The following is a 19,705-nucleotide window of genomic DNA, read 5'->3' as shown; positions in this document are numbered from 1 at the left end:
CAGATGGCTATAAAAAAGTTTAGACCAACTTCTCCTGCCTTAAGACAAATGACAGTTTTAGTTTCTGATGAAATAACATGTAATCAACCAGAAAAATCTCTTTTAGTTAACTTAAAGAAAAATGCTGGTAGAAACGTACATGGTAGAATAACTGTTCGTCATAGAGGTGGAGGACAAAAAAGAAAATATAGAATAATAGATTTTAAAAGAGATAAAGATGGTATACCTGCTAAGGTTGCTACTATAGAATATGATCCAAACAGAACTGCAAATATCGCATTATTAAACTATGCTGATGGAGAAAAAAGATATATATTAGCTCCAGTTGGAATTAACGTTGGAGATACTATATTATCAGGATTAGGTGCTGATATAAAACCAGGAAATTGTTTAGCATTAAAAGATATGCCAGTTGGTACTATCATTCATAATATAGAATTAAAGCCAGGAAAAGGAGCTCAATTAGTTAGATCTGCTGGAGTTTCTGCACAATTAATGGCTAAAGAAGGAAAAAATGCTTTATTAAGATTACCATCAGGTGAGATGAGACTAGTAAGTATAAACTGTAAAGCTACTATAGGACAAGTTGGAAATATAGAGCATGGTAACGTAGTTATCGGTAAAGCAGGAAGAAAAAGACATATGGGAATAAGACCTACTGTAAGAGGTTCTGTAATGAACCCTAATGACCATCCACACGGTGGAGGGGAAGGTAGATCTCCAATAGGTAGACCATCTCCTGTTACTCCATGGGGTAAACCAGCTCTTGGATACAAAACTAGAAAGAAAAATAAAGCTTCAAATAAACTAATAGTATCAAGAAGAACTAAGTAGTAAATTTATTTTTGCTCGGAAAGGAGGAATATAAATGTCAAGATCAACTAAAAAAGGGCCTTTTGTCCATGCAAGACTTTTAAAGAAGATAGAAGCTATGAATGCTAGTGGAAATAAAGAAGTTATAAAAACTTGGTCAAGATCTTCAACTGTATTTCCACAAATGGTAGAAAATACTATAGCTGTTCATGATGGAAGAAAACATGTTCCAGTATATATAACAGAAGATATGGTTGGACACAAATTAGGTGAGTTCGTTCCTACTAGAACTTTCAAAGGACATAAGGATGACGAAAAATCTAATAAGAGAAAATAATTAAATTATGACTAAGAAAGGAGGAATAACAATGGAAGCAAAAGCTACTGCTAAATACGTACGTGTATCACCAAGAAAAGCAGGCCAAATATGTGACCTTGTTAGAGGAAAGAATGTTGATGAAGCATTAGCAATATTAAAGTTTACTCCAAGAGGAGCGGCTTCAATAATAGCTAAGGTTGTAAAATCAGCTAAAGCTAACGCAGAAAACAATCACGAAATGGATACTGAAAAATTATATATAGCATCAATAGTTGCTAATCAAGGACCAACAATGAAGAGATTCATGCCTAGAGCTATGGGTCGTGCAACTACAATAAGAAAAAGAACTTCTCATATAGAGGTTGTTGTTAAAGAGAAAAAATAATTAATAGATAGGAGGGAAAGTAATGGGTCAAAAGGTTAATCCACACGGCTTAAGGGTCGGTGTTATAAAAGATTGGGACTCAAGATGGTTCGCTACTGATAAAAAAGAGTTCGGAAACTTATTATTAGAAGACCATAATATACGTAAATTCTTAAAGAAAAGATTATACTCAGCTGGAGTTGCTAAGATAGAAATAGAAAGATCAGCTAACAAAATAAAAATGGACTTACACGTTGCTAAGCCTGGTGTAGTTATAGGAAGAGCTGGTGCAGGAATCGAAGCATTAAAAGTTGAATTAGAAAAAATGACAAAGAAAACTATAATAGTTAATATAGTAGAAGTAAGAAGTACAGATAAAAATGCTCAATTAGTAGCTGAAAATATAGCTTTAGCTATAGAAAGAAGGGTTGCTTTCAGAAGAGCAATGAAACAAGCTATACAAAGAGCAATGAAATCTGGTGCTAAAGGGATAAAAGTTTCTGCTTCAGGAAGATTAGGTGGAGCTGAAATGGCTAGAACTGAAGGTTATAGTGAAGGAAATGTGCCACTACAAACTTTAAGAGCAGATATAGATTATGGTTTCGCTGAAGCTGATACAACTTATGGAAAAATCGGTATAAAAGTTTGGATATGTAATGGTGAAGTTTTACCAACTAGAGACGGTGTAAATCCAAGAGAAGAAAGCAGAAAGAACGATAGAAGAGACAACAAGAGAGATAATAGAAGAAACGATAGAAGAGGAAATGACAGAAGAGGAAATGATAACAGAGGAAACTACAGAGGACAAAGACCTCAAGGTGGATCAAGACCTCAAAGAACTGAAAACAAAGGAAATTAATAATAGTTAGGTTCAAGGAAGGAGGAAAAATACTCATGTTAATGCCAAAAAGAGTAAAGCGTCGTAGAGTTCATAGAGGAAGCATGGCTGGGCAAGCTCATAAGGGTAACAAAGTTACTTATGGTGAGTTTGGATTAGTAGCATTAGAAGCTTCTTGGATAACTTCTAATCAAATAGAAGCTGCCAGAATCGCGATGACTAGATATATAAAAAGAGGGGGAAAGGTTTGGATAAAAATATTCCCTCATAAACCAGTAACAAGAAAACCAGCAGAGACTCGTATGGGTGCAGGGAAAGGTTCTCCAGAATATTGGGTAGCTGTAGTTAAGCCAGGAAGAGTTATGTTTGAATTAGCAGGTGTTTCTGAAGATAAAGCAAGAGAAGCTATGAGACTTGCTGCACATAAATTACCAATCAAATGTAAATTTGTTAAAAAAGAAGATTTAGAAGTAAAGGGTGGTGAATAGGATGAAAGCTAAAGAATTAAGAGATTTAACAAGTGAAGAGCTAATGAACAAATTAAATGACTTCAAAAGTGAATTATTTAGCTTAAGATTCCAATTAGCTACTGGTCAATTAGAAAATACAGCTAGAATAAAGTTTGTTAAGAAGGATATAGCAAAAGTTAAAACTGTTCTTGCTGAAAGAAAGTTATACGAAACTAGAGCTTAATTTGGAAAGGAGGCTTTTTAAACATGGAAAGAGGAAGAAGAAAAGTTAGAATAGGCCGTGTTGTTAGTGATAAGATGGATAAAACAATAGTAGTAGCTGTTGAAGAATTCGTACGTCATCCACTATATAATAAACGTGTTAAGAGAACTAAGAAATTCAAGGCTCATGATGAAAAGAATATATGTAACATCGGAGATAGAGTTAAAATAATGGAAACTAGACCATTATCTAAAGATAAGAGATTCAGACTAGTTGAAGTTGTTGAGAAAGTTAAGTAGTTTTTGAAGAAGGAGGGATTACGATATGATACAACAAGAATCACGTCTAAGAGTTGCTGATAACTCAGGAGCTAAAGAACTTTTATGTATACGTGTTCTAGGCGGAAGTAAAAGAAGATATGGTAACATAGGCGACGTTATAGTTGCTACTGTTAAAAGTGCAACACCTGGTGGAGTTGTAAAAAAAGGTAAGGTTGTTAAAGCTGTTATAGTAAGAAGCAAACAAGGCGTAAGACGTAATGACGGAAGCTATATATCTTTTGATGAAAATGCTGCTGTTATAATAAAGGACGATAAAACTCCAGTAGGAACTCGTATATTCGGGCCTGTTGCTAGAGAGTTAAGAGACAATGAATTCATGAAAATAGTTTCTCTTGCTCCAGAAGTACTATAATTAAGGAGGTGCAATAGGACATGATGCGTGTTAAAAAAGGTGACACTGTTGTAGTTATAGCAGGTAAAGATAAAGGTAAAAAAGGTTCAGTTTTAAAGGTATATCCTAAAACTAGCAAAGTGTTAGTTGAAGGTGTAAATGTAATAACTAAACATCAAAAACCAAGTGCTATGAACCAACAAGGTGGAATAATAAATAAAGAAGCCCCAATACACATATCTAATGTAATGCCATTTGATCCTGAAACAGGAAAAGGCGTTAGAGTAAGATATGAAGTAAAAGATGGGAACAAAGTAAGAGTATCAGCAAAGAGCGGAAAAGAATTATAATAAATATTGCTTGAAAGGAGGGACCTTAAATGGCTTCTAGATTACAAGAAAAATACATGAAAGAAGTTGCTCCTGCTTTAATGGAGAAATTTGGATACAAAAACGTAATGGAGATACCTAAGTTAAATAAAATAGTTATTAACATGGGTATAGGTGACGCTAGAGAAAATCCAAAAGGATTAGAAAAAGGCGTTGAAGAATTAGAAATAATATCAGGACAAAAGCCTGTTATAACTAAAGCTAGAAAATCTGTTGCTAACTTCAAATTAAGAGAAGGAATGCCAATAGGAACAAAAGTTACATTAAGAGCTGACAAAATGTTCTATTTTATGGACAAATTAGTTTCAGTTTCTTTACCAAGAGTTAGAGACTTTAGAGGAGTTAACCCTAATGCTTTTGATGGTAGAGGAAACTATGCTTTAGGAGTTAAAGAACAATTAATATTCCCTGAAATAGAATATGATAAAATAGATAAAGTAAGAGGAATGGATATAATATTTGTTACTACAGCAAAAACTGACGAAGAAGCTCGTGAATTATTAAAATTATTAGGAATGCCATTTTCTAAGTAAGCAAAGGAGGGATTCCCGTGGCTAGAAAAGCGATGGTTGTTAAACAACAAAGAAAGCAAAAGTACGCTACTAGAGAATACACTAGATGTACTATATGCGGAAGACCGCATTCAGTTTTGAAAAAATTTGGTATATGCCGTATATGCTTTAGAGAATTAGCTTATAAAGGTCAAATACCTGGTGTTAGAAAAGCAAGCTGGTAGAAGCTTGATTAGAATGGAAGGAGGGCAACAAAATGACAATGACAGATCCAATTGCAGATATGCTTACTCGTATAAGAAATGCTAATGTTGTTAAGCATGAAACTGTAGATGTTCCAGCTTCTAATATGAAGAAAGAATTAGCTAGAATTTTATTAGAAGAAGGTTTCATAAGAGGTTATGATGTTATAGAAGATGGAAAACAAGGTATCATAAGAATACAATTAAAGTACGGACAAGAAGGCGAAAGAGTTATAACAGGTCTTAAGAAAATATCTAAGCCTGGAATGAGAGTTTACGCTGCTAACCATGAGATACCAAAAGTATTAAACGGATTAGGAATATCAGTTATATCTACTTCAAAAGGAATATTAACTGACAAGCAAGCTAGAAAAGAAAATGTTGGTGGAGAAGTAATCTGCTACGTTTGGTAATCAATATGAACAATGTAAGGAGGTGCGACCATGTCAAGAATAGGTGTTAAGCCAATAATAATACCAGCAGGTGTTGAAGTTACTATAGCTGAAGGAAATTTAGTTACAGTAAAAGGTCCAAAAGGAACTTTAACTAAACAATTAAGTGCTGAGTTAAACATAAAAAAAGAAGAAAATACAATAATGGTTGAAAGACCAACTGATAATAAAAAACATAGATCTTTACACGGACTAACTAGAACTTTATTAGATAATATGGTTGTAGGTGTAAATACTGGTTTCGAAAAGAAATTAGAACTAAAAGGTGTTGGATATAGAGCTCAAAAACAAGGAAAGAAATTAGTTATGAACTTAGGTTTCTCTCATCCAGTTGAGATGGAAGATCCAGAAGGAATAACTGTTGAAGCTCCAAACCAAACAGAGTTAATAGTAAAAGGTATAGACAAGCAATTAGTAGGCAACTATGCTGCTAAGATAAGAGCTTGGAGAAAGCCAGAGCCATACAAAGGTAAAGGTATAAAATACGTTGATGAAGTAATCAGACGTAAAGAAGGAAAAACTGGTAAAAAATAATACCAAAACTTAAACGCTAGAAAGGAGTGAGCTAGGTGTTAAAAAAGGCTGATAAAAATGCTAATAGACTTCAAAGACATAAGAGAGTTCGTAGAAAAATAAGCGGTACTTCTCAAAGACCAAGATTATGTGTATTTAGAAGTGCTAACAATATATATGCTCAAATAATAGATGACACAAAAAGAGTAACTCTAGTTGCTGCATCTTCTTTAGAAGCAGAAGTTAAGAGTGCTGTCAATCATACAGGAAACAAGGAAGCAGCTAAGAAAGTTGGAGAATTAGTTGCTAAAAAAGCTGTTGAAAAAGGAATCACTGAAGTTGTATTTGACAGAGGTGGATACTTATATCATGGAAGAATTCAAGAATTAGCTGAAGGTGCTAGAGAAGCTGGTCTTAAGTTCTAATACGAAGGAGGGAAAAATACATGCTACGTCGTAAGCCGATAGATGCAGGACAACTTGACTTACAAGAAAAAGTTGTTGAAGTAAGACGTGTTACTAAGGTTGTAAAAGGTGGTAGAAACTTTAGATTTGCAGCATTAGTAGTTGTTGGAGATGAAAACGGACACGTTGGTATAGGTGCTGGGAAAGCAATGGAAGTACCAGACGCTATAAAAAAAGCAGTTGAAGATGCTAAGAAAAATCTAATAGTAGTGCCAATAGTTGGGACTACAATTCCTCACGAAGTACGCGGACACTTTGGTGCTGGAAATATATTAATAATGCCTGCTGTAGAAGGTACAGGAGTAATAGCTGGAGGACCTGCTAGAGCCGTACTTGAGCTAGCTGGACTAAAAGACGTTAGAGCTAAATCTTTAGGGTCTAACAATCCAAGAAATATGGTAAATGCTACAATAGAAGGACTTAATTCTCTAAAAACAGTTGAAGATATAGCTAAACTTAGAGGTAAAAAAGTTGAAGAACTTCTAGGGTAAGGAGGTAGTGTAAAATGGCTAAATTACAAATAAAGTTAGTTAGAAGTGTTATAGGAACTACTCCTAACCAAAAAAAGAATGTTGAAGCGTTAGGATTAAGAAAAAGAGAACAAGTTGTTGTAAAAGAAGACAATGCTCAAACAAGAGGTATGATAAATAAAGTAAGTCACTTATTAGAAGTAACTGAAATAGCTGAATAATTTTTATAAAGTAGTGCAAGGAGGTGCAATCCATGAAGTTACATGAGTTAAAACCTGCTGAAGGTGCAGTAAGAGCTAAGAGAAGATTAGGTAGAGGTACTGCAACTGGACAAGGTAAAACTGCAGGACGTGGACAAAAAGGTCAATGGTCTCGTTCTGGTGGTGGAGTAAGAGTAGGATTTGAAGGTGGACAAATGCCACTAGCTAGAAGACTTCCTAAGAGAGGTTTCAATAACATATTTAAGAAAGTTTACACAGAAGTTAATGTTGAAGTTTTAAATAGATTTGAAAATGGAACAGAAGTAACTGCAGAATTATTAAAATCTACTAAAACTATAAGCAAAATAGGTAAAGACGGAATTAAAATCTTAGGTGAAGGTAATTTAGAGAAAGCTTTAACTGTTAAAGCTGCTAAATTTACAGCTTCAGCTCAAGAAAAAATAGAAAAAGCTGGTGGAAAAGCAGAGTTAGTATAATAACCTGCTAATCTCCTAGCCAGTACAGGCGGGGTGAATTAGCGTGCTGTCAAAATTAAAACAAGCTTGGAAGATTAAAGCAGTAAGAAAAAAAGTAATGTATACACTTATGATGATCGTGATATTCAGAATAGGTACTACTATACCAGTTCCAGGCATAGACACTAGTATTATACAAAAGATGGTAGGCGGCAATAGTCTACTTTCTCTGTATAATATGTTTACTGGTGGAGCATTTAGTAATTTTTCACTATTTGCTTTAGGTATAAGTCCATATATCACTGCATCAATCATAATACAACTTCTAACAGTAGGTTTTGAAAGTTTAGCAGAACTTCAAAAATCTGGTGAAGAAGGAAAGAAAAAAATCAATAAGTACACTAAATATACAGCACTAGCTCTAGCAGTTGTACAAGCTTTGGGAATTACATTAGGAATTGTAAGAAGTGCTTTAATATCAAATAGTGTGTTTTTTATCACAACTGTTGTAATAACATTAGTTTCAGCAAGTATGTTAGTAATGTGGATTGGGGACAAAATTACTGAAAAAGGAATCGGTAATGGTAGTTCAGTAATAATATTTGCAGGTATAATATCAAGAATACCTACAGACGTTATTAAAATCGCGCAACAAGTTAAATCTGGTGAAGTTGCACCTTGGGTTATAGTAGTTCTAGCTGTAGTTATATTACTTACAGTAACAGGAGTTACATTTATACAAGAAGCGACTAGAAAGATACCTGTACAATATGCTAAAAGAGTTGTTGGAAGAAAAATGTATGGAGGACAAAGTTCTCATATACCAATGAAAGTTAACCAGTCAGGAGTTATGCCTATAATTTTTGCAAGTTCACTTTTAGCTTTTCCTCAAACAATAGCTATGTTTATGGGGCCAAATGCTCAGGCTTTTGTTCAAAAGTACTTAAGTATGGCAACAGAACAAGGATTTTGGACATATAGATCAATTGAGATTCTACTTATAATTTTCTTCTCATATTTTTATACAACTGTATCATTTAATACAGAAGACATATCTAAAAATATGAAAAATAATGGTGGATTTATACCAGGTATAAGACCAGGTGAACCTACTATGAATTATTTAAATAGAATTTTAACTAGATTAACTTTAGCTGGAGCTACTTTCTTAGCAATAATTGCTATGGTGCCAGCTCTTACAACACATTATATGAAAGTAAATATGAGTCTAGCTGGGACTTCATTGCTAATCGTTGTTGGAGTTGCTTTGGAGCTTAAGAGACAGTTAGAGTCAAACTTAGTTATGAGAAGCTATCAAGGTTTCTTAAAATAAAATGGAGATGGATAATATGAGAATAATATTACTTGGACCTCCAGGTGCTGGTAAAGGTACTCAGGCGGCAGGAATAGTAGAAAAATACAATATACCTCATATATCAACAGGAGATATATTCAGAAAGAATATAAAAGAGGGAACAGAACTTGGAAAAAAAGCTAAAGAATACATGGACCAAGGTTTATTAGTACCAGATGAGTTAACTGTAGGTTTAGTTACTGATAGAATATCTCAAGAAGATTGTAAAAATGGATTTATGTTAGATGGATTTCCAAGAAATGTAGCACAAGGAGAACATTTAGATATCTTCTTAAAAAATGCTGGTATATCACTAGATAAAGTTGTCAATATTGAAGTTGATAAGAGCATACTAGTGTCTAGGGCAGTTGGTAGAAGAATATGTAAGTCTTGTGGAGCTACCTACCATGTTGAGTTTAATCCTCCTAAAGTAGAAGGTGTATGTGATGTATGCCAAGGAGAATTATATCAAAGAGCTGATGATAATGAAGAAACTGTATCTAAGAGAATACAAGTTTATCTAGATGAAACTAAGCCTTTAGTAGATTATTATAGCAAACAAGGTATAATAGCAGATATAAAAGGTGATCAAGCAATAGATAAAGTATTTGAAGATATTGTCACAGCCTTAGGAAGTGGAAAATAAATGATTATCTTGAAATCAAAAAAAGAAATAGAACTTTTAAGAGAAGCAGGTAAAATAGTTGCTGACACTCATGAAGTTTTAAGAAAAGCTATTTCTCCGGGAATATCTACTTTAGAATTAGATAAAATAGCTGAAGAGAATATAAGAAAATACAATGCAGAACCTTCTTTTAAAGGATATGGAGGTTTTCCAGGAAGTATATGTGCTTCTATCAATAGAGAGGTAGTACATGGTATTCCAGGAGAAACTATATTACAAGAAGGTGACATTGTAAGTTTGGATATAGGAGCCTATTATAAAGGATATCATGGTGATTCTGCGAAAACTCACGGGGTAGGCATGATATCTGAAGAAGATAGGAAATTGATAGAAGTAACTAGAGAAAGCTTCTATGAAGGAATAAAATTTGCTAAATTAGGATATAGACTTTCAGATATCTCACACGCAGTACAAACACACGTTGAGAAACATGGTTTCTCGGTAGTTAGAGATTTAGTGGGTCATGGAGTTGGAGCAAATCTTCATGAAGACCCACAAGTACCTAATTATGGACTCCCAGGAAAAGGACCAAGACTTAGAGAAGGAATGGTTATTGCTATAGAGCCAATGGTTAATGCAGGTCGTTATCATGTAAAGACTCTATCAGATGGGTGGACGACTGTTACAATAGATGGAAAAAAATCAGCTCATTATGAGCATACGATAGCAATTACTGAACATGAACCTTTGATATTGACAAAGTTGTAATTTAAAAAGTAGGTGAAAAAAGTGCTATCAGATAATTTAAGTATAGGTCAAGTTGTTAAAGTTTCATTAGGACGAGATAAAGGAAATTTATTCTTCGTAGTCAAAATAATTAATAATGAATATGTATTAATAGCTGATGGAAAAAAAAGAAAACTTGACAAACCTAAGTTAAAGAAAGTGAAGCACTTAAAAAAATATAATTTTATTAATGATGAAGTTAGAAAAAGAGTAGTATCTGGACAAGAGATTACAGATTCTTTTTTAAGAGCTGAACTTACTAAGTTAAATTAGATAATTTAACTTATTGAAATGGAGGGCTGGTTAGTTAATGGCCAAAAAAGATGTTATAGAATTAGAAGGTACAGTTTCAGAAGCTTTACCTAATGCTATGTTCAAAGTTAAACTAGAAAATGGACATGAGATATTATGCCACATTTCTGGAAAGCTAAGAATGAACTTCATAAGAATTCTTGAAGGTGACAAGGTGAATGTTGAACTTTCTCCATATGACCTTACAAGAGGAAGAATTACTTGGCGTAAGAAGTAGACTATATTAATATTTAGTCTAAGGAGGGATTAATAATGAAGGTTAGACCATCAGTAAAACCAATATGTGAAAAATGTAAAGTAATAAAAAGAAAAGGAAAAGTAATGGTTATCTGTGAAAATCCAAAGCATAAGCAAAAGCAAGGATAAGAAATTATTACTAGCATTTTGTTAAATTTTATAGTATAATACTATATTGTGATGTTAACAAAAGAACGTTAAAATCGTTGAACAATCTGGCGTAGGATTGGCATATGATGTGAAGTTTTAAACACTAAAAACTATGTGTAGGAGGTGCGATCATGGCAAGAATAGCTGGGGTAGATTTACCTAGAGAAAAAAGAGCGGAGATAGGCTTAACTTATATATATGGTATAGGTAAAGCGACTGCTAACGAAATATTAGCTAAGGCTGAGATAAATCCAGATACTAGAATAAAAGATTTATCAGAAGATCAAGTTAATGAGTTAAGAAAAGTTATAGATGACGATTTCTTAGTTGAAGGTGACTTAAGAAGAGAAATTGCTTTAAACATAAAGAGATTAAGAGATATAAAATGTTATAGAGGAATAAGACACGCTAAAGGTCTTCCATTAAGAGGACAAAGAACTAAGACTAATGCTAGAACTAGAAAAGGTCCTAGAAAAACAGTATCTCGTAAAAAGAAAAAATAAATAAATAATAACTAGATGAAGGAGGGAAAAGGAAAATGGCTAAACCAAAAAAGAAAGTTACACGTATTAGAAGAAGAGAACGTAAAAATATAGAACGTGGTCATGCTCATATACAATCAACTTTCAATAATACAATAATAACTTTAACTGACGTTCACGGAAATGCTATATCTTGGGCAAGTTCTGGACAATTAGGATTCAAAGGATCAAGAAAATCAACTCCATTTGCATCTCAAATGGCTGCTGAAACAGCTGCAAAAGCTGCGATGGAACACGGACTAAAAAGTGTTGAGGTATTCGTAAAGGGGCCAGGTTCAGGAAGAGAAGCTGCAATAAGAGCTTTACAAGCAACTGGACTAGAAGTAACTATGATAAAAGATGTTACTCCAATCCCACATAACGGATGTAGACCACCAAAGAGAAGAAGAGTGTAATTAATAAGAGTACAATAGGAGGTGTAGATAAATGGCAAGATATACAGGTGCATCATGTAGACAATGCCGTAGAGAGGGAATGAAATTATTCCTTAAAGGTGATAGATGTTATACAGATAAATGTGCTATAGTAAAAAGAAACTATGCTCCAGGTCAACATGGCCAAGGAAGAAAGAAAGTTTCTAACTATGGATTACAATTAAGAGAAAAACAAAAAGTTAAAAGAATATATGGAGTTTTAGAGACTCAATTTAGAAATTTATATGAACGTGCTGAAAATATGCCTGGTAAAGCAGGTGAGAACTTATTAAGTTTATTAGAGAGAAGATTAGATAATGTAGTTTACAGAATGGGACTAGCATCTTCTAGAAAAGAAGCTAGACAATTAGTGACTCATAGTCATTTCACTTTAAATGGAAATAAAGTAGACATACCTTCATTAATAGTTAAGGTTGGAGATGTTATAGAAGTTAAAGAGAAATCAAGATCTTCTGCAAAATTCAAAAATTTAGTAGAAGTTAACTCAAGAATAGCTCCTAAATGGTTAGAAGCTAATGTAGAAGGAATGACAGCAAAAGTAGTTGGTGTTCCAACAAGAGAAGATATAGATCTTGAGATAGCAGAACACTTAATCATAGAACTTTACTCTAAATAATAAGAACACTTTTAAAAATTATTTTAAAATTTTGTTTACCCTCAGTGGATTACTGAATTTTAAGGAGGGTTTTGTCCATGATAGAAATAGAAAAGCCAAAAGTAGATATAGTTGAGCTTAGCGAAGACTATAGATATGGTAAGTTTGTTATAGAGCCTCTAGAAAGAGGATATGGAATAACTATAGGTAACGCATTAAGAAGAATATTATTATCATCATTACCAGGTGTAGCAGTGAATGCTATAAAAATAGATGGAGTTCTTCATGAATTTTCAACAATACCTGGTGTTAAAGAAGATGTTACTGAGATAATATTAACTTTAAAAGAGCTTTCAGCAACTATAGATGGTGAAGGAAGTAGAACACTTAAAATAGAAGCTCAAGGACCATGCTCTATCACAGGTGCAGATATAATCTGTCCTCCAGATGTTGAAATATTAAGTAAAGATTTAGCAATAGCTACATTAGATGATAATGCTAAACTTAATATGGAGATATTTGTAGATAAAGGTAGAGGTTATGTTTCTGCTGAAGAAAATAAAACAGAGAATGTTCCAATAGGTGTTTTACCTGTGGATTCAATATATACTCCTGTTGAGAAGGTTAGTTATCATGTGGAAAACACAAGAGTTGGTCAAAAAACAGATTATGATAAATTAGTACTAGAAGTTTGGACTAATGGTAGTATAAATCCTCAAGAGGGAATATCATTAGCTGCAAAGGTATTAGTTGAGCATTTAAACTTATTTATAGACTTAACTGAACATGTAAGTAGTGTTGAAATCATGGTAGAAAAAGAAGAAGATCAAAAAGAAAAAGTTCTTGAAATGACTATAGAAGAATTAGATTTATCAGTTAGATCATATAACTGTTTAAAGAGAGCGGGAATTAATACAGTTGAAGAATTAGCTAATAAATCTGAGGATGATATGATGAAGGTTAGAAACCTAGGTAAGAAGTCATTAGAAGAGGTAATACAAAAACTAGAAGAACTTGGATTGGGATTAAAACCAAGTGAAGAATAGCGAGCAAAGGAGGGATAAGAATGGCTAAGTACCGTAAATTAGGACGTGAAACAGCTCACAGAAACCTTATGTTAAGAAACTTAGTAACTTGCTTACTAAGAAGTGGAAGAATAGAAACTACAGTGACTAGAGCGAAAGAAACTCGTAGAATGGCTGAAAAGATGATAACTCTTGCTAAGAGAGGAGATCTTCATGCTAGAAGACAAGTTTTAGCTTATGTTATGGATGAAACAGTAGTTAATAACTTATTCACAGATTTAGCTCCAAAATATGCTGAGAGAAATGGTGGATACACTAGAATAATAAAAATAGGGCCAAGAAAAGGCGATGCTGCTGAAATGGCTTTTATAGAATTAGTATAGTAAGGAAAGGATTAGGCTTGATGGCTTAATCTTTTTTTTATTTTTTTGACTAAGGTATGATATAATAATGTGTAAAATGATTTTTATAAGTTATTGCTTACTAAAAGGAGTATGAGTTAATGGATAATATAGTAAAGGTAAATAATATTTCGTTTGAGTATATTACAGATGAAGCAAAACTTAAAGCAATAGATAATTTAAGCCTAGATGTTAAAAAAGGAGAATTTGTTGCGATAATAGGACATAATGGTTCTGGTAAGTCTACTTTATCTAAAAACTTAAATGCTATTCTTATGCCCACTGAAGGAAATATTCTTATTGATGGTATGGATACTAAAGAAGAAGAAAGATTATGGAATATAAGACAAACTGCAGGCATGGTATTTCAAAATCCAGATAATCAAATAGTTGCCACTATAGTAGAAGAAGATGTTGCATTTGGTCCGGAGAACTTGGGTATAGAGCCAAAAGAAATAAGACGAATTGTAGATGAGTCTTTAAAGAGTGTAGGTATGTATGATTTAAGAGGTAGACAACCTCACTTGTTATCAGGTGGTCAAAAGCAAAGAGTTGCAATAGCAGGAATTATTGCTATGAGGCCTAAATGTATAATATTTGATGAAGCAACAGCAATGCTAGATCCATCTGGAAGAAAAGAAGTTATGAAAACAATAAAAAGACTTAATAAGGAAGAAAATATAACTGTTATACATATAACACACTTTATGGAAGAAGCAGTAGAGGCTGATAGAGTTGTAGTTATGGAAAAAGGAAAGAAAATCTTAGAGGGAACTCCTAGAGAAGTATTCAGTAAAATAAAGATGTTAAAGGAAATCGGTTTAGATGTACCTTGTATGACAGAGTTATCTAGCTTATTAATAGAAGAAGGTATGAATATTAGCAGTGATATATTAACTGTGGATGAGATGGTGATGGAATTATGTCAATTATAGTAAAGAATTTAACACACATATATAATGAAGGGATGCCTTTTGCAAGTAAGGCACTTGATGATGTTTCTTTTGAGATTAAAGATAGAGATTTTGTTGGTCTCATAGGTCATACAGGGTCAGGAAAATCTACATTAATACAACATTTAAATGGATTATTAAAGCCTTCTTCAGGAGAAATATTTATAAATGATTTTAATATAACAGATAAAAATTTGAACCTAACTGAGATTAGAAAAAGAGTAGGTGTTGTATTTCAATATCCAGAATATCAGTTATTTGAAGAAACAATTGATAAAGATATAGCTTTTGGACCTGCTAATTTGGGCTTAGAGGAGTTTGAGATACATAGTAGGGTAAAAGTATCAATGGAAGCTGTAGGACTTGATTATGAGGAATTTAAAGATAAATCTCCTTTTGAATTATCGGGAGGTCAAAAGCGTAGAGTAGCCATTGCCGGAGTTATAGCAATGAATCCAGAAGTTCTTATATTGGATGAACCAACTGCTGGTCTTGACCCTGGTGGAAGAGATGAAATTTTTAGTTTAATAAAAAACTTACATGAAAACAATAATATGACTATAATACTATCATCACATAGCATGGATGATATGGCAAAATTAGCCAAAACTTTAATTGTTATGAATCATGGAAGAATCGAATTTATGGGGTCTCCTAGGGAAGTATTTAAATCAAATGCGAGCAAATTGAAAGAGATAGGATTAGATATTCCGCAAGTTTTAGAACTTGCATTGAAATTGAGACAAAAAGGTTTTGACATCAGTGAAGATATATTGACTTTAGAAGAAGCAAAACAGGAAATATTAAAAGTTGTGAGAGGACGAGGATTATGTTAAAAGATATAACTATAGGGCAATACTACCCAACGAGTTCTGCTATTCATAAGTTAGATCCAAGGATAAAGCTTGTAGCAACAATTGTATTTATGGTATCTATATTTGTAGTAAATAAATTTTGGCCTTATATAATAGTTTTATTATGTTTACTAGGTATGATAAAGTTAGCTAATATACCAGTTAAATATATTGTTAAGGGTGTAAAACCTCTTAAGTGGATTATTCTGTTTACATTTGTTATAAATATTTTTTTCTTACCAGGTGATAAGATATGGTCATTTGGATTTTTAGCTATTACAAGACAAGGTTTAAGACAAGCAATTTTTATGGCTATAAGATTAATATTTTTAGTAGTTGGTACATCATTACTTACTTTAACAACTTCACCAATAGAATTAACTGATGGAATAGAGAGATTATTGAATCCATTTAAAAAAATTGGTTTGCCAGTTCATGAACTTGCAATGATGATGACAATTGCTTTACGTTTTATTCCTACATTGTTAGATGAGACAGACAAAATAATGAAGGCTCAGATGTCCAGAGGTGCAGATTTTGAAAGTAAGAATCTTATAAATAGAGCAAAGAATCTAGTACCACTTTTGGTACCTTTATTTGTGAGTGCATTTAGAAGGGCAGATGAATTGGCCATGGCTATGGAAGCTAGATGCTATAGAGGAGGACACAATAGAACTAAAATGAGAGAGTCTGTTATAGCAAGAGGAGATTATATAGCATGTGTATTTCAAGTGGTCTATCTAGGTGCAATTATAGCTACTAGATTTATAGCAATCTAATTAAGAAGAGATAGATATAAATGAGGTAAAGTATGAGAAATATAAAAATTACAATCCAATATAATGGTAAAAATTATTGTGGATGGCAAAAGCAACCTGATTCTTTAGGAATACAGGGTACAATTGAAAAAGCTATATATGATATAACAAAAGAAGAAGTCAAACTCATAGGGTCAGGTAGAACTGATTCAGGGGTTCATGCTCTTGGGCAAACTGCAAATTTTATACTTAGTTCAGGTATAAGTATAGAAACTATACCAATGGCGTTAAATGCTAAGTTACCAAAAGATATATCGGTTATAAAAGCATGTGAAGTAAATGATAATTTTCATTCAAGATATAGTGCAAAGGGTAAAACATATAAATATTTAATATATAATAGTAGGTTTAGAAATCCAATACTTAGTGATATGTCATATCAAGTAAAATATAAACTTGATTTTGATAAAATGTGTTTGGAATCAAAAAGTTTATTAGGTACACATGACTTTAAAGGTTTTATGAGTTCTGGTTCATCTGTAAGAGATACAGTTAGAACTATATATGATATTGATATAAATAAAAAAGATGATTTGATTACTTTGGAGATTAGTGGTAATGGTTTTTTGTATAACATGGTAAGAATTATTGTTGGAACACTTGTTGATATAGGTCGTGGTAGAATTAATGAACCATTTTTAGACATAATACAATCAAAAACTAGGTCAAGGTGTGGACATACAGCTCCAGCACAAGGATTATTTCTTAAAAAAATTCATTATTAACTTGACACACCAGGCTACATGTATTAAAATATATGAGAATGTGTTAATAAGTCCACTTGCCCCGGACTTGACATAAACGGTAGAAAAATTTTATGAAAAGTAGTTAAGGAGGGACAGTTATGAAAAGTTATATAGCTAAGCCAGCTGATGTACAAAGAAAATGGTACTTAGTTGATGCTGAAGGAAAAACATTAGGTCGTTTAGCAACAGAAATTGCGACAGTATTGAGAGGTAAACATAAACCAACATTTACTCCTCACGTTGATGGTGGAGATTTTGTTGTTGTAGTAAATGCAGGAAAAATAGTTTTAAGTGGTAAAAAATTAGATCAAAAATATTACAGATACCATACTGGTTATGTAGGTGGATTAAAAGAAATATCTTACAGAGATATGATGGATAAGAAACCAGAAGAAGTTATAGCACATGCTGTAAGTGGTATGTTACCTAAAAACAAATTAAGAAGTAGAATGATGACTAGATTAAGAGTATTCGCAGGTGCTGAACACACTCATGCAGCTCAAAATCCAGAAGTTTTAAATTTTAAGTAAGATTAATAGGTGAAAGGAGGAGTTTATAATGGCTAACGTTCAATATTATGGAACTGGAAGAAGAAAAAGTTCTGTTGCTAGAGTAAGACTAGTTGCAGGTGAAGGAAATATATTAGTAAATGGAAGAGCATTAGAAAATTATTTTAACTATGAAACATTAATAAGAGATGTTAAACAACCATTAGTTTTAACTGGAAATGAAAATAAATATGATGTTATAGTAAAAGTTGAAGGTGGAGGATTCACTGGACAAGCTGGAGCTATAAGACATGGTATATCTAGAGCTTTATTAAAAGCTGATTTAGATTTAAGACCTGCTTTAAAGAAAGAAGGTTTCTTAACTAGAGATGCAAGAATGAAGGAAAGAAAGAAATACGGATTAAAAGCAGCAAGAAGAGCTCCACAATTCTCAAAAAGATAATTATTTATTTTTTTGGAAAAACAAAATCCTTTATTTACTGTCATTCAGAAAGTATTGGTATGTTAAAAATGTTGGGTTAAGTTAATTATTGATATATAATAAAATAATAAGATCTTATTAGGATGCTTTTCAGTAAGAAGAGTATCCTTTTTTATTTTAACTATTTAACAAAAAATATATGCTAACAATAATCAAACCGAATTTTTATAAAAATACGGTTTGAAGATTTACAAAAGATGGTGTATCTGCAAGTCTTGTATAAAAATATAAATTCTGAATATACATTATCATAGTTTACAATATAAACTAAATATAATTTATTATGCAATATTGAATGTTAGATAAGCATAGTGAATTAAAAAGGGGGGAGGAATATAGCACCATTACATAATAATATATTAATACTAATAAATAAAGATATATAAATATTAAAAGAAAACTTAAGTGTTTGTACTAATATCTGGAATATTATAGTGTTTTTATAAGTATACATATACAGGGTGATGTTGTGAGAAAGTACATAAAACATATAATTTTTAGTTTTGTGATGGTATGTCTAGTAGTAGTATCTATATTTGAAGTTAAAAATATTTCTGAAGATGTTATCAAGTATATGCCAGTAACAAACAAAACTATAATTCTCGATGCTGGTCATGGAGGAATTGATCCAGGCGCATTAAATAAGGATAAGAGCACATCTGAAAAAGATATTAACCTAGCAATAACACTTAAGCTTAGAGAGCTTATAGAATCAAGTGGGGGTCTTGTAATATTAACTCGAGAGGATGATAGTAGCCTTTATAAAGAAGAAAATAATAAAACTACAAGACAAAAATATAATGAGAATTTGAAAAATAGAAAAGAAATAATATCTAGCTCTAATGCCAATATGTTTGTCTCCATACATCTCAATGCATTTGAACAGTCAAAATACTATGGGGCTCAAACTTTTTATCCTAAAGATAAGCAAGATAGTAAAGAATTATCAAAATGTATTCAAGAAGAACTTAAAAGAGTGGTAGATAAAACAAACAATAGAGAAGTTAAACCAAGAGATGATATATATCTTTTGAAAGAAAATAATATTCCATCAGTATTAATAGAATGTGGTTTTTTATCGAATGAAAAAGAGTGTAAGCTTTTAACTGATGAAACATATCAAGAAAAAATAGCATGGGCAATCTACATAGGAATACAAAAATATTTAAGTTAAAGTAACTATAAAAATAGGTCTGAATATGTAAATAGCTTGTATTAAAGCGGTTAAAATGCATTAATATAGGCTATTTTTGTTTTGACAAAAAAATATTTAAAATAAAAGTTAAAAAATTATTGACTTCGGATGATATAGATGATATTATATATGAGTGCCCAAAAGGAGCACCAAAATAAGACAAAAGAACTTTGAAAATTAAACAGTAGGTTAATTTATAAACAAGAAACAAACCATAAAGCCAGATATTTTGATAACAATAGTATCTGAGCCTGATAAACTTTTATTTGAGAGTTTGATCCTGGCTCAGGAT

General features: G+C 32.3%; 35 protein-coding genes. All 35 read left to right on the top strand.

Translation table 11 applies throughout. The features are described from left to right. The first annotated feature begins 3 nt into the window (after positions 1–3). Positions 4–834 carry a 50S ribosomal protein L2 gene (rplB, locus tag IR152_RS17735; protein ID WP_003421168.1) on the top strand — a complete coding sequence of 277 codons (831 nt, stop codon included), beginning with the start codon at positions 4–6 and terminating at the stop codon, positions 832–834. A 34-nt stretch (positions 835–868) separates the two neighbouring features. Continuing rightward, positions 869–1,150 (top strand): 30S ribosomal protein S19, encoded by a 282-nt coding sequence (gene rpsS / locus IR152_RS17730; RefSeq protein ID WP_003421166.1) that lies wholly within the window; start codon positions 869–871, stop codon positions 1,148–1,150. 31 nt (positions 1,151–1,181) lie between these two features. Further along, positions 1,182–1,517: a 50S ribosomal protein L22 gene (gene rplV / locus IR152_RS17725; RefSeq protein ID WP_009887891.1), complete on the top strand. Its 336-nt coding sequence runs from the start codon at positions 1,182–1,184 to the stop codon at positions 1,515–1,517. A gap of 22 nt (positions 1,518–1,539) precedes the next feature. Continuing rightward, positions 1,540–2,355 (top strand): 30S ribosomal protein S3, encoded by an 816-nt coding sequence (rpsC, locus tag IR152_RS17720; protein ID WP_227453194.1) that lies wholly within the window; start codon positions 1,540–1,542, stop codon positions 2,353–2,355. A 35-nt stretch (positions 2,356–2,390) separates the two neighbouring features. Continuing rightward, on the top strand, positions 2,391–2,822 hold the full coding sequence (rplP, locus tag IR152_RS17715; protein ID WP_003421160.1) for a 50S ribosomal protein L16: 432 nt from the start codon (positions 2,391–2,393) through the stop codon (positions 2,820–2,822). A 1-nt stretch (position 2,823) separates the two neighbouring features. Further along, the gene (rpmC, locus tag IR152_RS17710) at positions 2,824–3,027 is read left to right on the top strand and encodes a 50S ribosomal protein L29 (protein WP_003421158.1); all 204 of its coding nucleotides are present in this window, start codon (positions 2,824–2,826) and stop codon (positions 3,025–3,027) included. Between the two features lie 23 nt (positions 3,028–3,050). Beyond that, a complete protein-coding gene (gene rpsQ / locus IR152_RS17705) occupies positions 3,051–3,305 on the top strand; it encodes a 30S ribosomal protein S17 (RefSeq protein WP_003421156.1) in 255 nt (84 codons plus the stop codon). Positions 3,306–3,330: 25 nt separating this feature from the next. Next, the gene (gene rplN / locus IR152_RS17700) at positions 3,331–3,699 is read left to right on the top strand and encodes a 50S ribosomal protein L14 (RefSeq protein WP_003421155.1); all 369 of its coding nucleotides are present in this window, start codon (positions 3,331–3,333) and stop codon (positions 3,697–3,699) included. Between the two features lie 23 nt (positions 3,700–3,722). Next, positions 3,723–4,028, top strand: a complete 306-nt coding sequence (rplX, locus tag IR152_RS17695; RefSeq protein ID WP_003427723.1) for a 50S ribosomal protein L24 — start codon at positions 3,723–3,725, stop codon at positions 4,026–4,028. A gap of 29 nt (positions 4,029–4,057) precedes the next feature. Next, positions 4,058–4,600 (top strand): 50S ribosomal protein L5, encoded by a 543-nt coding sequence (gene rplE / locus IR152_RS17690; RefSeq protein WP_003421151.1) that lies wholly within the window; start codon positions 4,058–4,060, stop codon positions 4,598–4,600. 17 nt (positions 4,601–4,617) lie between these two features. After that, positions 4,618–4,803 (top strand): type Z 30S ribosomal protein S14, encoded by a 186-nt coding sequence (locus tag IR152_RS17685; RefSeq protein WP_003421149.1) that lies wholly within the window; start codon positions 4,618–4,620, stop codon positions 4,801–4,803. Between the two features lie 32 nt (positions 4,804–4,835). Beyond that, positions 4,836–5,234 (top strand): 30S ribosomal protein S8, encoded by a 399-nt coding sequence (gene rpsH / locus IR152_RS17680; protein ID WP_003421148.1) that lies wholly within the window; start codon positions 4,836–4,838, stop codon positions 5,232–5,234. A gap of 30 nt (positions 5,235–5,264) precedes the next feature. Next, positions 5,265–5,807: a 50S ribosomal protein L6 gene (gene rplF, locus IR152_RS17675; protein WP_003435668.1), complete on the top strand. Its 543-nt coding sequence runs from the start codon at positions 5,265–5,267 to the stop codon at positions 5,805–5,807. 35 nt (positions 5,808–5,842) lie between these two features. Beyond that, positions 5,843–6,211 (top strand): 50S ribosomal protein L18, encoded by a 369-nt coding sequence (gene rplR, locus IR152_RS17670; RefSeq protein ID WP_003421141.1) that lies wholly within the window; start codon positions 5,843–5,845, stop codon positions 6,209–6,211. A gap of 20 nt (positions 6,212–6,231) precedes the next feature. Beyond that, positions 6,232–6,741, top strand: coding sequence for a 30S ribosomal protein S5 (gene rpsE / locus IR152_RS17665; protein ID WP_003421138.1), 510 nt, complete (start codon positions 6,232–6,234; stop codon positions 6,739–6,741). Positions 6,742–6,755: 14 nt separating this feature from the next. Continuing rightward, complete coding sequence (gene rpmD, locus IR152_RS17660) at positions 6,756–6,941, top strand: 50S ribosomal protein L30 (protein ID WP_003421137.1); 186 nt, start codon at positions 6,756–6,758, stop codon at positions 6,939–6,941. A 32-nt stretch (positions 6,942–6,973) separates the two neighbouring features. Beyond that, positions 6,974–7,417 carry a 50S ribosomal protein L15 gene (gene rplO, locus IR152_RS17655; RefSeq protein ID WP_227453193.1) on the top strand — a complete coding sequence of 148 codons (444 nt, stop codon included), beginning with the start codon at positions 6,974–6,976 and terminating at the stop codon, positions 7,415–7,417. 43 nt (positions 7,418–7,460) lie between these two features. Continuing rightward, the gene (gene secY / locus IR152_RS17650; protein ID WP_227453192.1) at positions 7,461–8,729 is read left to right on the top strand and encodes a preprotein translocase subunit SecY; all 1,269 of its coding nucleotides are present in this window, start codon (positions 7,461–7,463) and stop codon (positions 8,727–8,729) included. A 16-nt stretch (positions 8,730–8,745) separates the two neighbouring features. After that, positions 8,746–9,396, top strand: coding sequence for an adenylate kinase (locus tag IR152_RS17645; protein WP_102815217.1), 651 nt, complete (start codon positions 8,746–8,748; stop codon positions 9,394–9,396). Further along, positions 9,397–10,143 carry a type I methionyl aminopeptidase gene (map, locus tag IR152_RS17640; RefSeq protein WP_003421130.1) on the top strand — a complete coding sequence of 249 codons (747 nt, stop codon included), beginning with the start codon at positions 9,397–9,399 and terminating at the stop codon, positions 10,141–10,143. 21 nt (positions 10,144–10,164) lie between these two features. Further along, positions 10,165–10,434 (top strand): KOW domain-containing RNA-binding protein, encoded by a 270-nt coding sequence (locus tag IR152_RS17635; protein WP_009895197.1) that lies wholly within the window; start codon positions 10,165–10,167, stop codon positions 10,432–10,434. A gap of 37 nt (positions 10,435–10,471) precedes the next feature. After that, on the top strand, positions 10,472–10,690 hold the full coding sequence (gene infA, locus IR152_RS17630; RefSeq protein WP_003421127.1) for a translation initiation factor IF-1: 219 nt from the start codon (positions 10,472–10,474) through the stop codon (positions 10,688–10,690). A gap of 35 nt (positions 10,691–10,725) precedes the next feature. Beyond that, on the top strand, positions 10,726–10,839 hold the full coding sequence (rpmJ, locus tag IR152_RS17625; protein WP_002509257.1) for a 50S ribosomal protein L36: 114 nt from the start codon (positions 10,726–10,728) through the stop codon (positions 10,837–10,839). A gap of 152 nt (positions 10,840–10,991) precedes the next feature. Further along, on the top strand, positions 10,992–11,363 hold the full coding sequence (gene rpsM / locus IR152_RS17620) for a 30S ribosomal protein S13 (protein WP_003421125.1): 372 nt from the start codon (positions 10,992–10,994) through the stop codon (positions 11,361–11,363). A 35-nt stretch (positions 11,364–11,398) separates the two neighbouring features. Further along, positions 11,399–11,797, top strand: a complete 399-nt coding sequence (gene rpsK, locus IR152_RS17615; protein ID WP_003421122.1) for a 30S ribosomal protein S11 — start codon at positions 11,399–11,401, stop codon at positions 11,795–11,797. A 31-nt stretch (positions 11,798–11,828) separates the two neighbouring features. Further along, on the top strand, positions 11,829–12,452 hold the full coding sequence (gene rpsD, locus IR152_RS17610) for a 30S ribosomal protein S4 (protein ID WP_227453191.1): 624 nt from the start codon (positions 11,829–11,831) through the stop codon (positions 12,450–12,452). 77 nt (positions 12,453–12,529) lie between these two features. Then, on the top strand, positions 12,530–13,477 hold the full coding sequence (locus IR152_RS17605; protein ID WP_003427733.1) for a DNA-directed RNA polymerase subunit alpha: 948 nt from the start codon (positions 12,530–12,532) through the stop codon (positions 13,475–13,477). Between the two features lie 20 nt (positions 13,478–13,497). Continuing rightward, positions 13,498–13,839 carry a 50S ribosomal protein L17 gene (gene rplQ / locus IR152_RS17600; protein WP_003421117.1) on the top strand — a complete coding sequence of 114 codons (342 nt, stop codon included), beginning with the start codon at positions 13,498–13,500 and terminating at the stop codon, positions 13,837–13,839. 119 nt (positions 13,840–13,958) lie between these two features. Next, complete coding sequence (locus IR152_RS17595) at positions 13,959–14,792, top strand: energy-coupling factor transporter ATPase (RefSeq protein WP_227453190.1); 834 nt, start codon at positions 13,959–13,961, stop codon at positions 14,790–14,792. After that, on the top strand, positions 14,780–15,646 hold the full coding sequence (locus tag IR152_RS17590; protein WP_227453189.1) for an energy-coupling factor transporter ATPase: 867 nt from the start codon (positions 14,780–14,782) through the stop codon (positions 15,644–15,646). Before IR152_RS17595 ends, IR152_RS17590 begins: the two co-directional genes overlap by 13 nt. Next, positions 15,640–16,443 (top strand): energy-coupling factor transporter transmembrane component T family protein, encoded by an 804-nt coding sequence (locus tag IR152_RS17585; protein WP_227453188.1) that lies wholly within the window; start codon positions 15,640–15,642, stop codon positions 16,441–16,443. The genes IR152_RS17590 and IR152_RS17585 overlap by 7 nt, the downstream gene beginning before the upstream one ends. A 32-nt stretch (positions 16,444–16,475) precedes the next feature. Then, positions 16,476–17,207: a tRNA pseudouridine(38-40) synthase TruA gene (gene truA, locus IR152_RS17580; protein ID WP_227453187.1), complete on the top strand. Its 732-nt coding sequence runs from the start codon at positions 16,476–16,478 to the stop codon at positions 17,205–17,207. A 119-nt stretch (positions 17,208–17,326) separates the two neighbouring features. Then, positions 17,327–17,758 carry a 50S ribosomal protein L13 gene (rplM, locus tag IR152_RS17575; RefSeq protein WP_021382526.1) on the top strand — a complete coding sequence of 144 codons (432 nt, stop codon included), beginning with the start codon at positions 17,327–17,329 and terminating at the stop codon, positions 17,756–17,758. Between the two features lie 28 nt (positions 17,759–17,786). Further along, positions 17,787–18,179: a 30S ribosomal protein S9 gene (rpsI, locus tag IR152_RS17570; RefSeq protein ID WP_003421105.1), complete on the top strand. Its 393-nt coding sequence runs from the start codon at positions 17,787–17,789 to the stop codon at positions 18,177–18,179. Between the two features lie 508 nt (positions 18,180–18,687). Then, positions 18,688–19,392: an N-acetylmuramoyl-L-alanine amidase CwlD gene (cwlD, locus tag IR152_RS17565; protein WP_227453186.1), complete on the top strand. Its 705-nt coding sequence runs from the start codon at positions 18,688–18,690 to the stop codon at positions 19,390–19,392. Positions 19,393–19,705 lie beyond the last annotated feature (313 nt).

Source organism: Clostridioides sp. ES-S-0108-01, from assembly GCF_020662285.1.
Classification (GTDB): Bacteria; Bacillota; Clostridia; order Peptostreptococcales; family Peptostreptococcaceae; genus Clostridioides.
Note: the sequence above shows the minus strand (reverse complement) of the source record. Positions and strands in the feature narration are given on the sequence as shown.

Coding starts and splice junctions, on each gene's coding strand:
- rpsQ (WP_003421156.1), top strand. CDS start 3,051: ATGGAAAGAGGAAGAAGAAAAGTTAGAATAGGCCGTGTTGTTAGTGAT.
- rpsI (WP_003421105.1), top strand. CDS start 17,787: ATGGCTAACGTTCAATATTATGGAACTGGAAGAAGAAAAAGTTCTGTT.
- IR152_RS17595 (WP_227453190.1), top strand. CDS start 13,959: ATGGATAATATAGTAAAGGTAAATAATATTTCGTTTGAGTATATTACA.
- map (WP_003421130.1), top strand. CDS start 9,397: ATGATTATCTTGAAATCAAAAAAAGAAATAGAACTTTTAAGAGAAGCA.
- rplB (WP_003421168.1), top strand. CDS start 4: ATGGCTATAAAAAAGTTTAGACCAACTTCTCCTGCCTTAAGACAAATG.
- IR152_RS17645 (WP_102815217.1), top strand. CDS start 8,746: ATGAGAATAATATTACTTGGACCTCCAGGTGCTGGTAAAGGTACTCAG.
- rplP (WP_003421160.1), top strand. CDS start 2,391: ATGTTAATGCCAAAAAGAGTAAAGCGTCGTAGAGTTCATAGAGGAAGC.
- rpsE (WP_003421138.1), top strand. CDS start 6,232: ATGCTACGTCGTAAGCCGATAGATGCAGGACAACTTGACTTACAAGAA.
- rpsS (WP_003421166.1), top strand. CDS start 869: ATGTCAAGATCAACTAAAAAAGGGCCTTTTGTCCATGCAAGACTTTTA.
- rpmD (WP_003421137.1), top strand. CDS start 6,756: ATGGCTAAATTACAAATAAAGTTAGTTAGAAGTGTTATAGGAACTACT.
- rpsC (WP_227453194.1), top strand. CDS start 1,540: ATGGGTCAAAAGGTTAATCCACACGGCTTAAGGGTCGGTGTTATAAAA.
- rplO (WP_227453193.1), top strand. CDS start 6,974: ATGAAGTTACATGAGTTAAAACCTGCTGAAGGTGCAGTAAGAGCTAAG.
- rpmC (WP_003421158.1), top strand. CDS start 2,824: ATGAAAGCTAAAGAATTAAGAGATTTAACAAGTGAAGAGCTAATGAAC.
- rplN (WP_003421155.1), top strand. CDS start 3,331: ATGATACAACAAGAATCACGTCTAAGAGTTGCTGATAACTCAGGAGCT.
- rpsM (WP_003421125.1), top strand. CDS start 10,992: ATGGCAAGAATAGCTGGGGTAGATTTACCTAGAGAAAAAAGAGCGGAG.
- rpsD (WP_227453191.1), top strand. CDS start 11,829: ATGGCAAGATATACAGGTGCATCATGTAGACAATGCCGTAGAGAGGGA.
- rplF (WP_003435668.1), top strand. CDS start 5,265: ATGTCAAGAATAGGTGTTAAGCCAATAATAATACCAGCAGGTGTTGAA.
- rplQ (WP_003421117.1), top strand. CDS start 13,498: ATGGCTAAGTACCGTAAATTAGGACGTGAAACAGCTCACAGAAACCTT.
- truA (WP_227453187.1), top strand. CDS start 16,476: ATGAGAAATATAAAAATTACAATCCAATATAATGGTAAAAATTATTGT.
- rpsK (WP_003421122.1), top strand. CDS start 11,399: ATGGCTAAACCAAAAAAGAAAGTTACACGTATTAGAAGAAGAGAACGT.
- rpmJ (WP_002509257.1), top strand. CDS start 10,726: ATGAAGGTTAGACCATCAGTAAAACCAATATGTGAAAAATGTAAAGTA.
- rpsH (WP_003421148.1), top strand. CDS start 4,836: ATGACAATGACAGATCCAATTGCAGATATGCTTACTCGTATAAGAAAT.
- infA (WP_003421127.1), top strand. CDS start 10,472: ATGGCCAAAAAAGATGTTATAGAATTAGAAGGTACAGTTTCAGAAGCT.
- IR152_RS17605 (WP_003427733.1), top strand. CDS start 12,530: ATGATAGAAATAGAAAAGCCAAAAGTAGATATAGTTGAGCTTAGCGAA.
- IR152_RS17590 (WP_227453189.1), top strand. CDS start 14,780: ATGTCAATTATAGTAAAGAATTTAACACACATATATAATGAAGGGATG.
- IR152_RS17585 (WP_227453188.1), top strand. CDS start 15,640: ATGTTAAAAGATATAACTATAGGGCAATACTACCCAACGAGTTCTGCT.
- rplM (WP_021382526.1), top strand. CDS start 17,327: ATGAAAAGTTATATAGCTAAGCCAGCTGATGTACAAAGAAAATGGTAC.
- rplX (WP_003427723.1), top strand. CDS start 3,723: ATGCGTGTTAAAAAAGGTGACACTGTTGTAGTTATAGCAGGTAAAGAT.
- rplV (WP_009887891.1), top strand. CDS start 1,182: ATGGAAGCAAAAGCTACTGCTAAATACGTACGTGTATCACCAAGAAAA.
- rplE (WP_003421151.1), top strand. CDS start 4,058: ATGGCTTCTAGATTACAAGAAAAATACATGAAAGAAGTTGCTCCTGCT.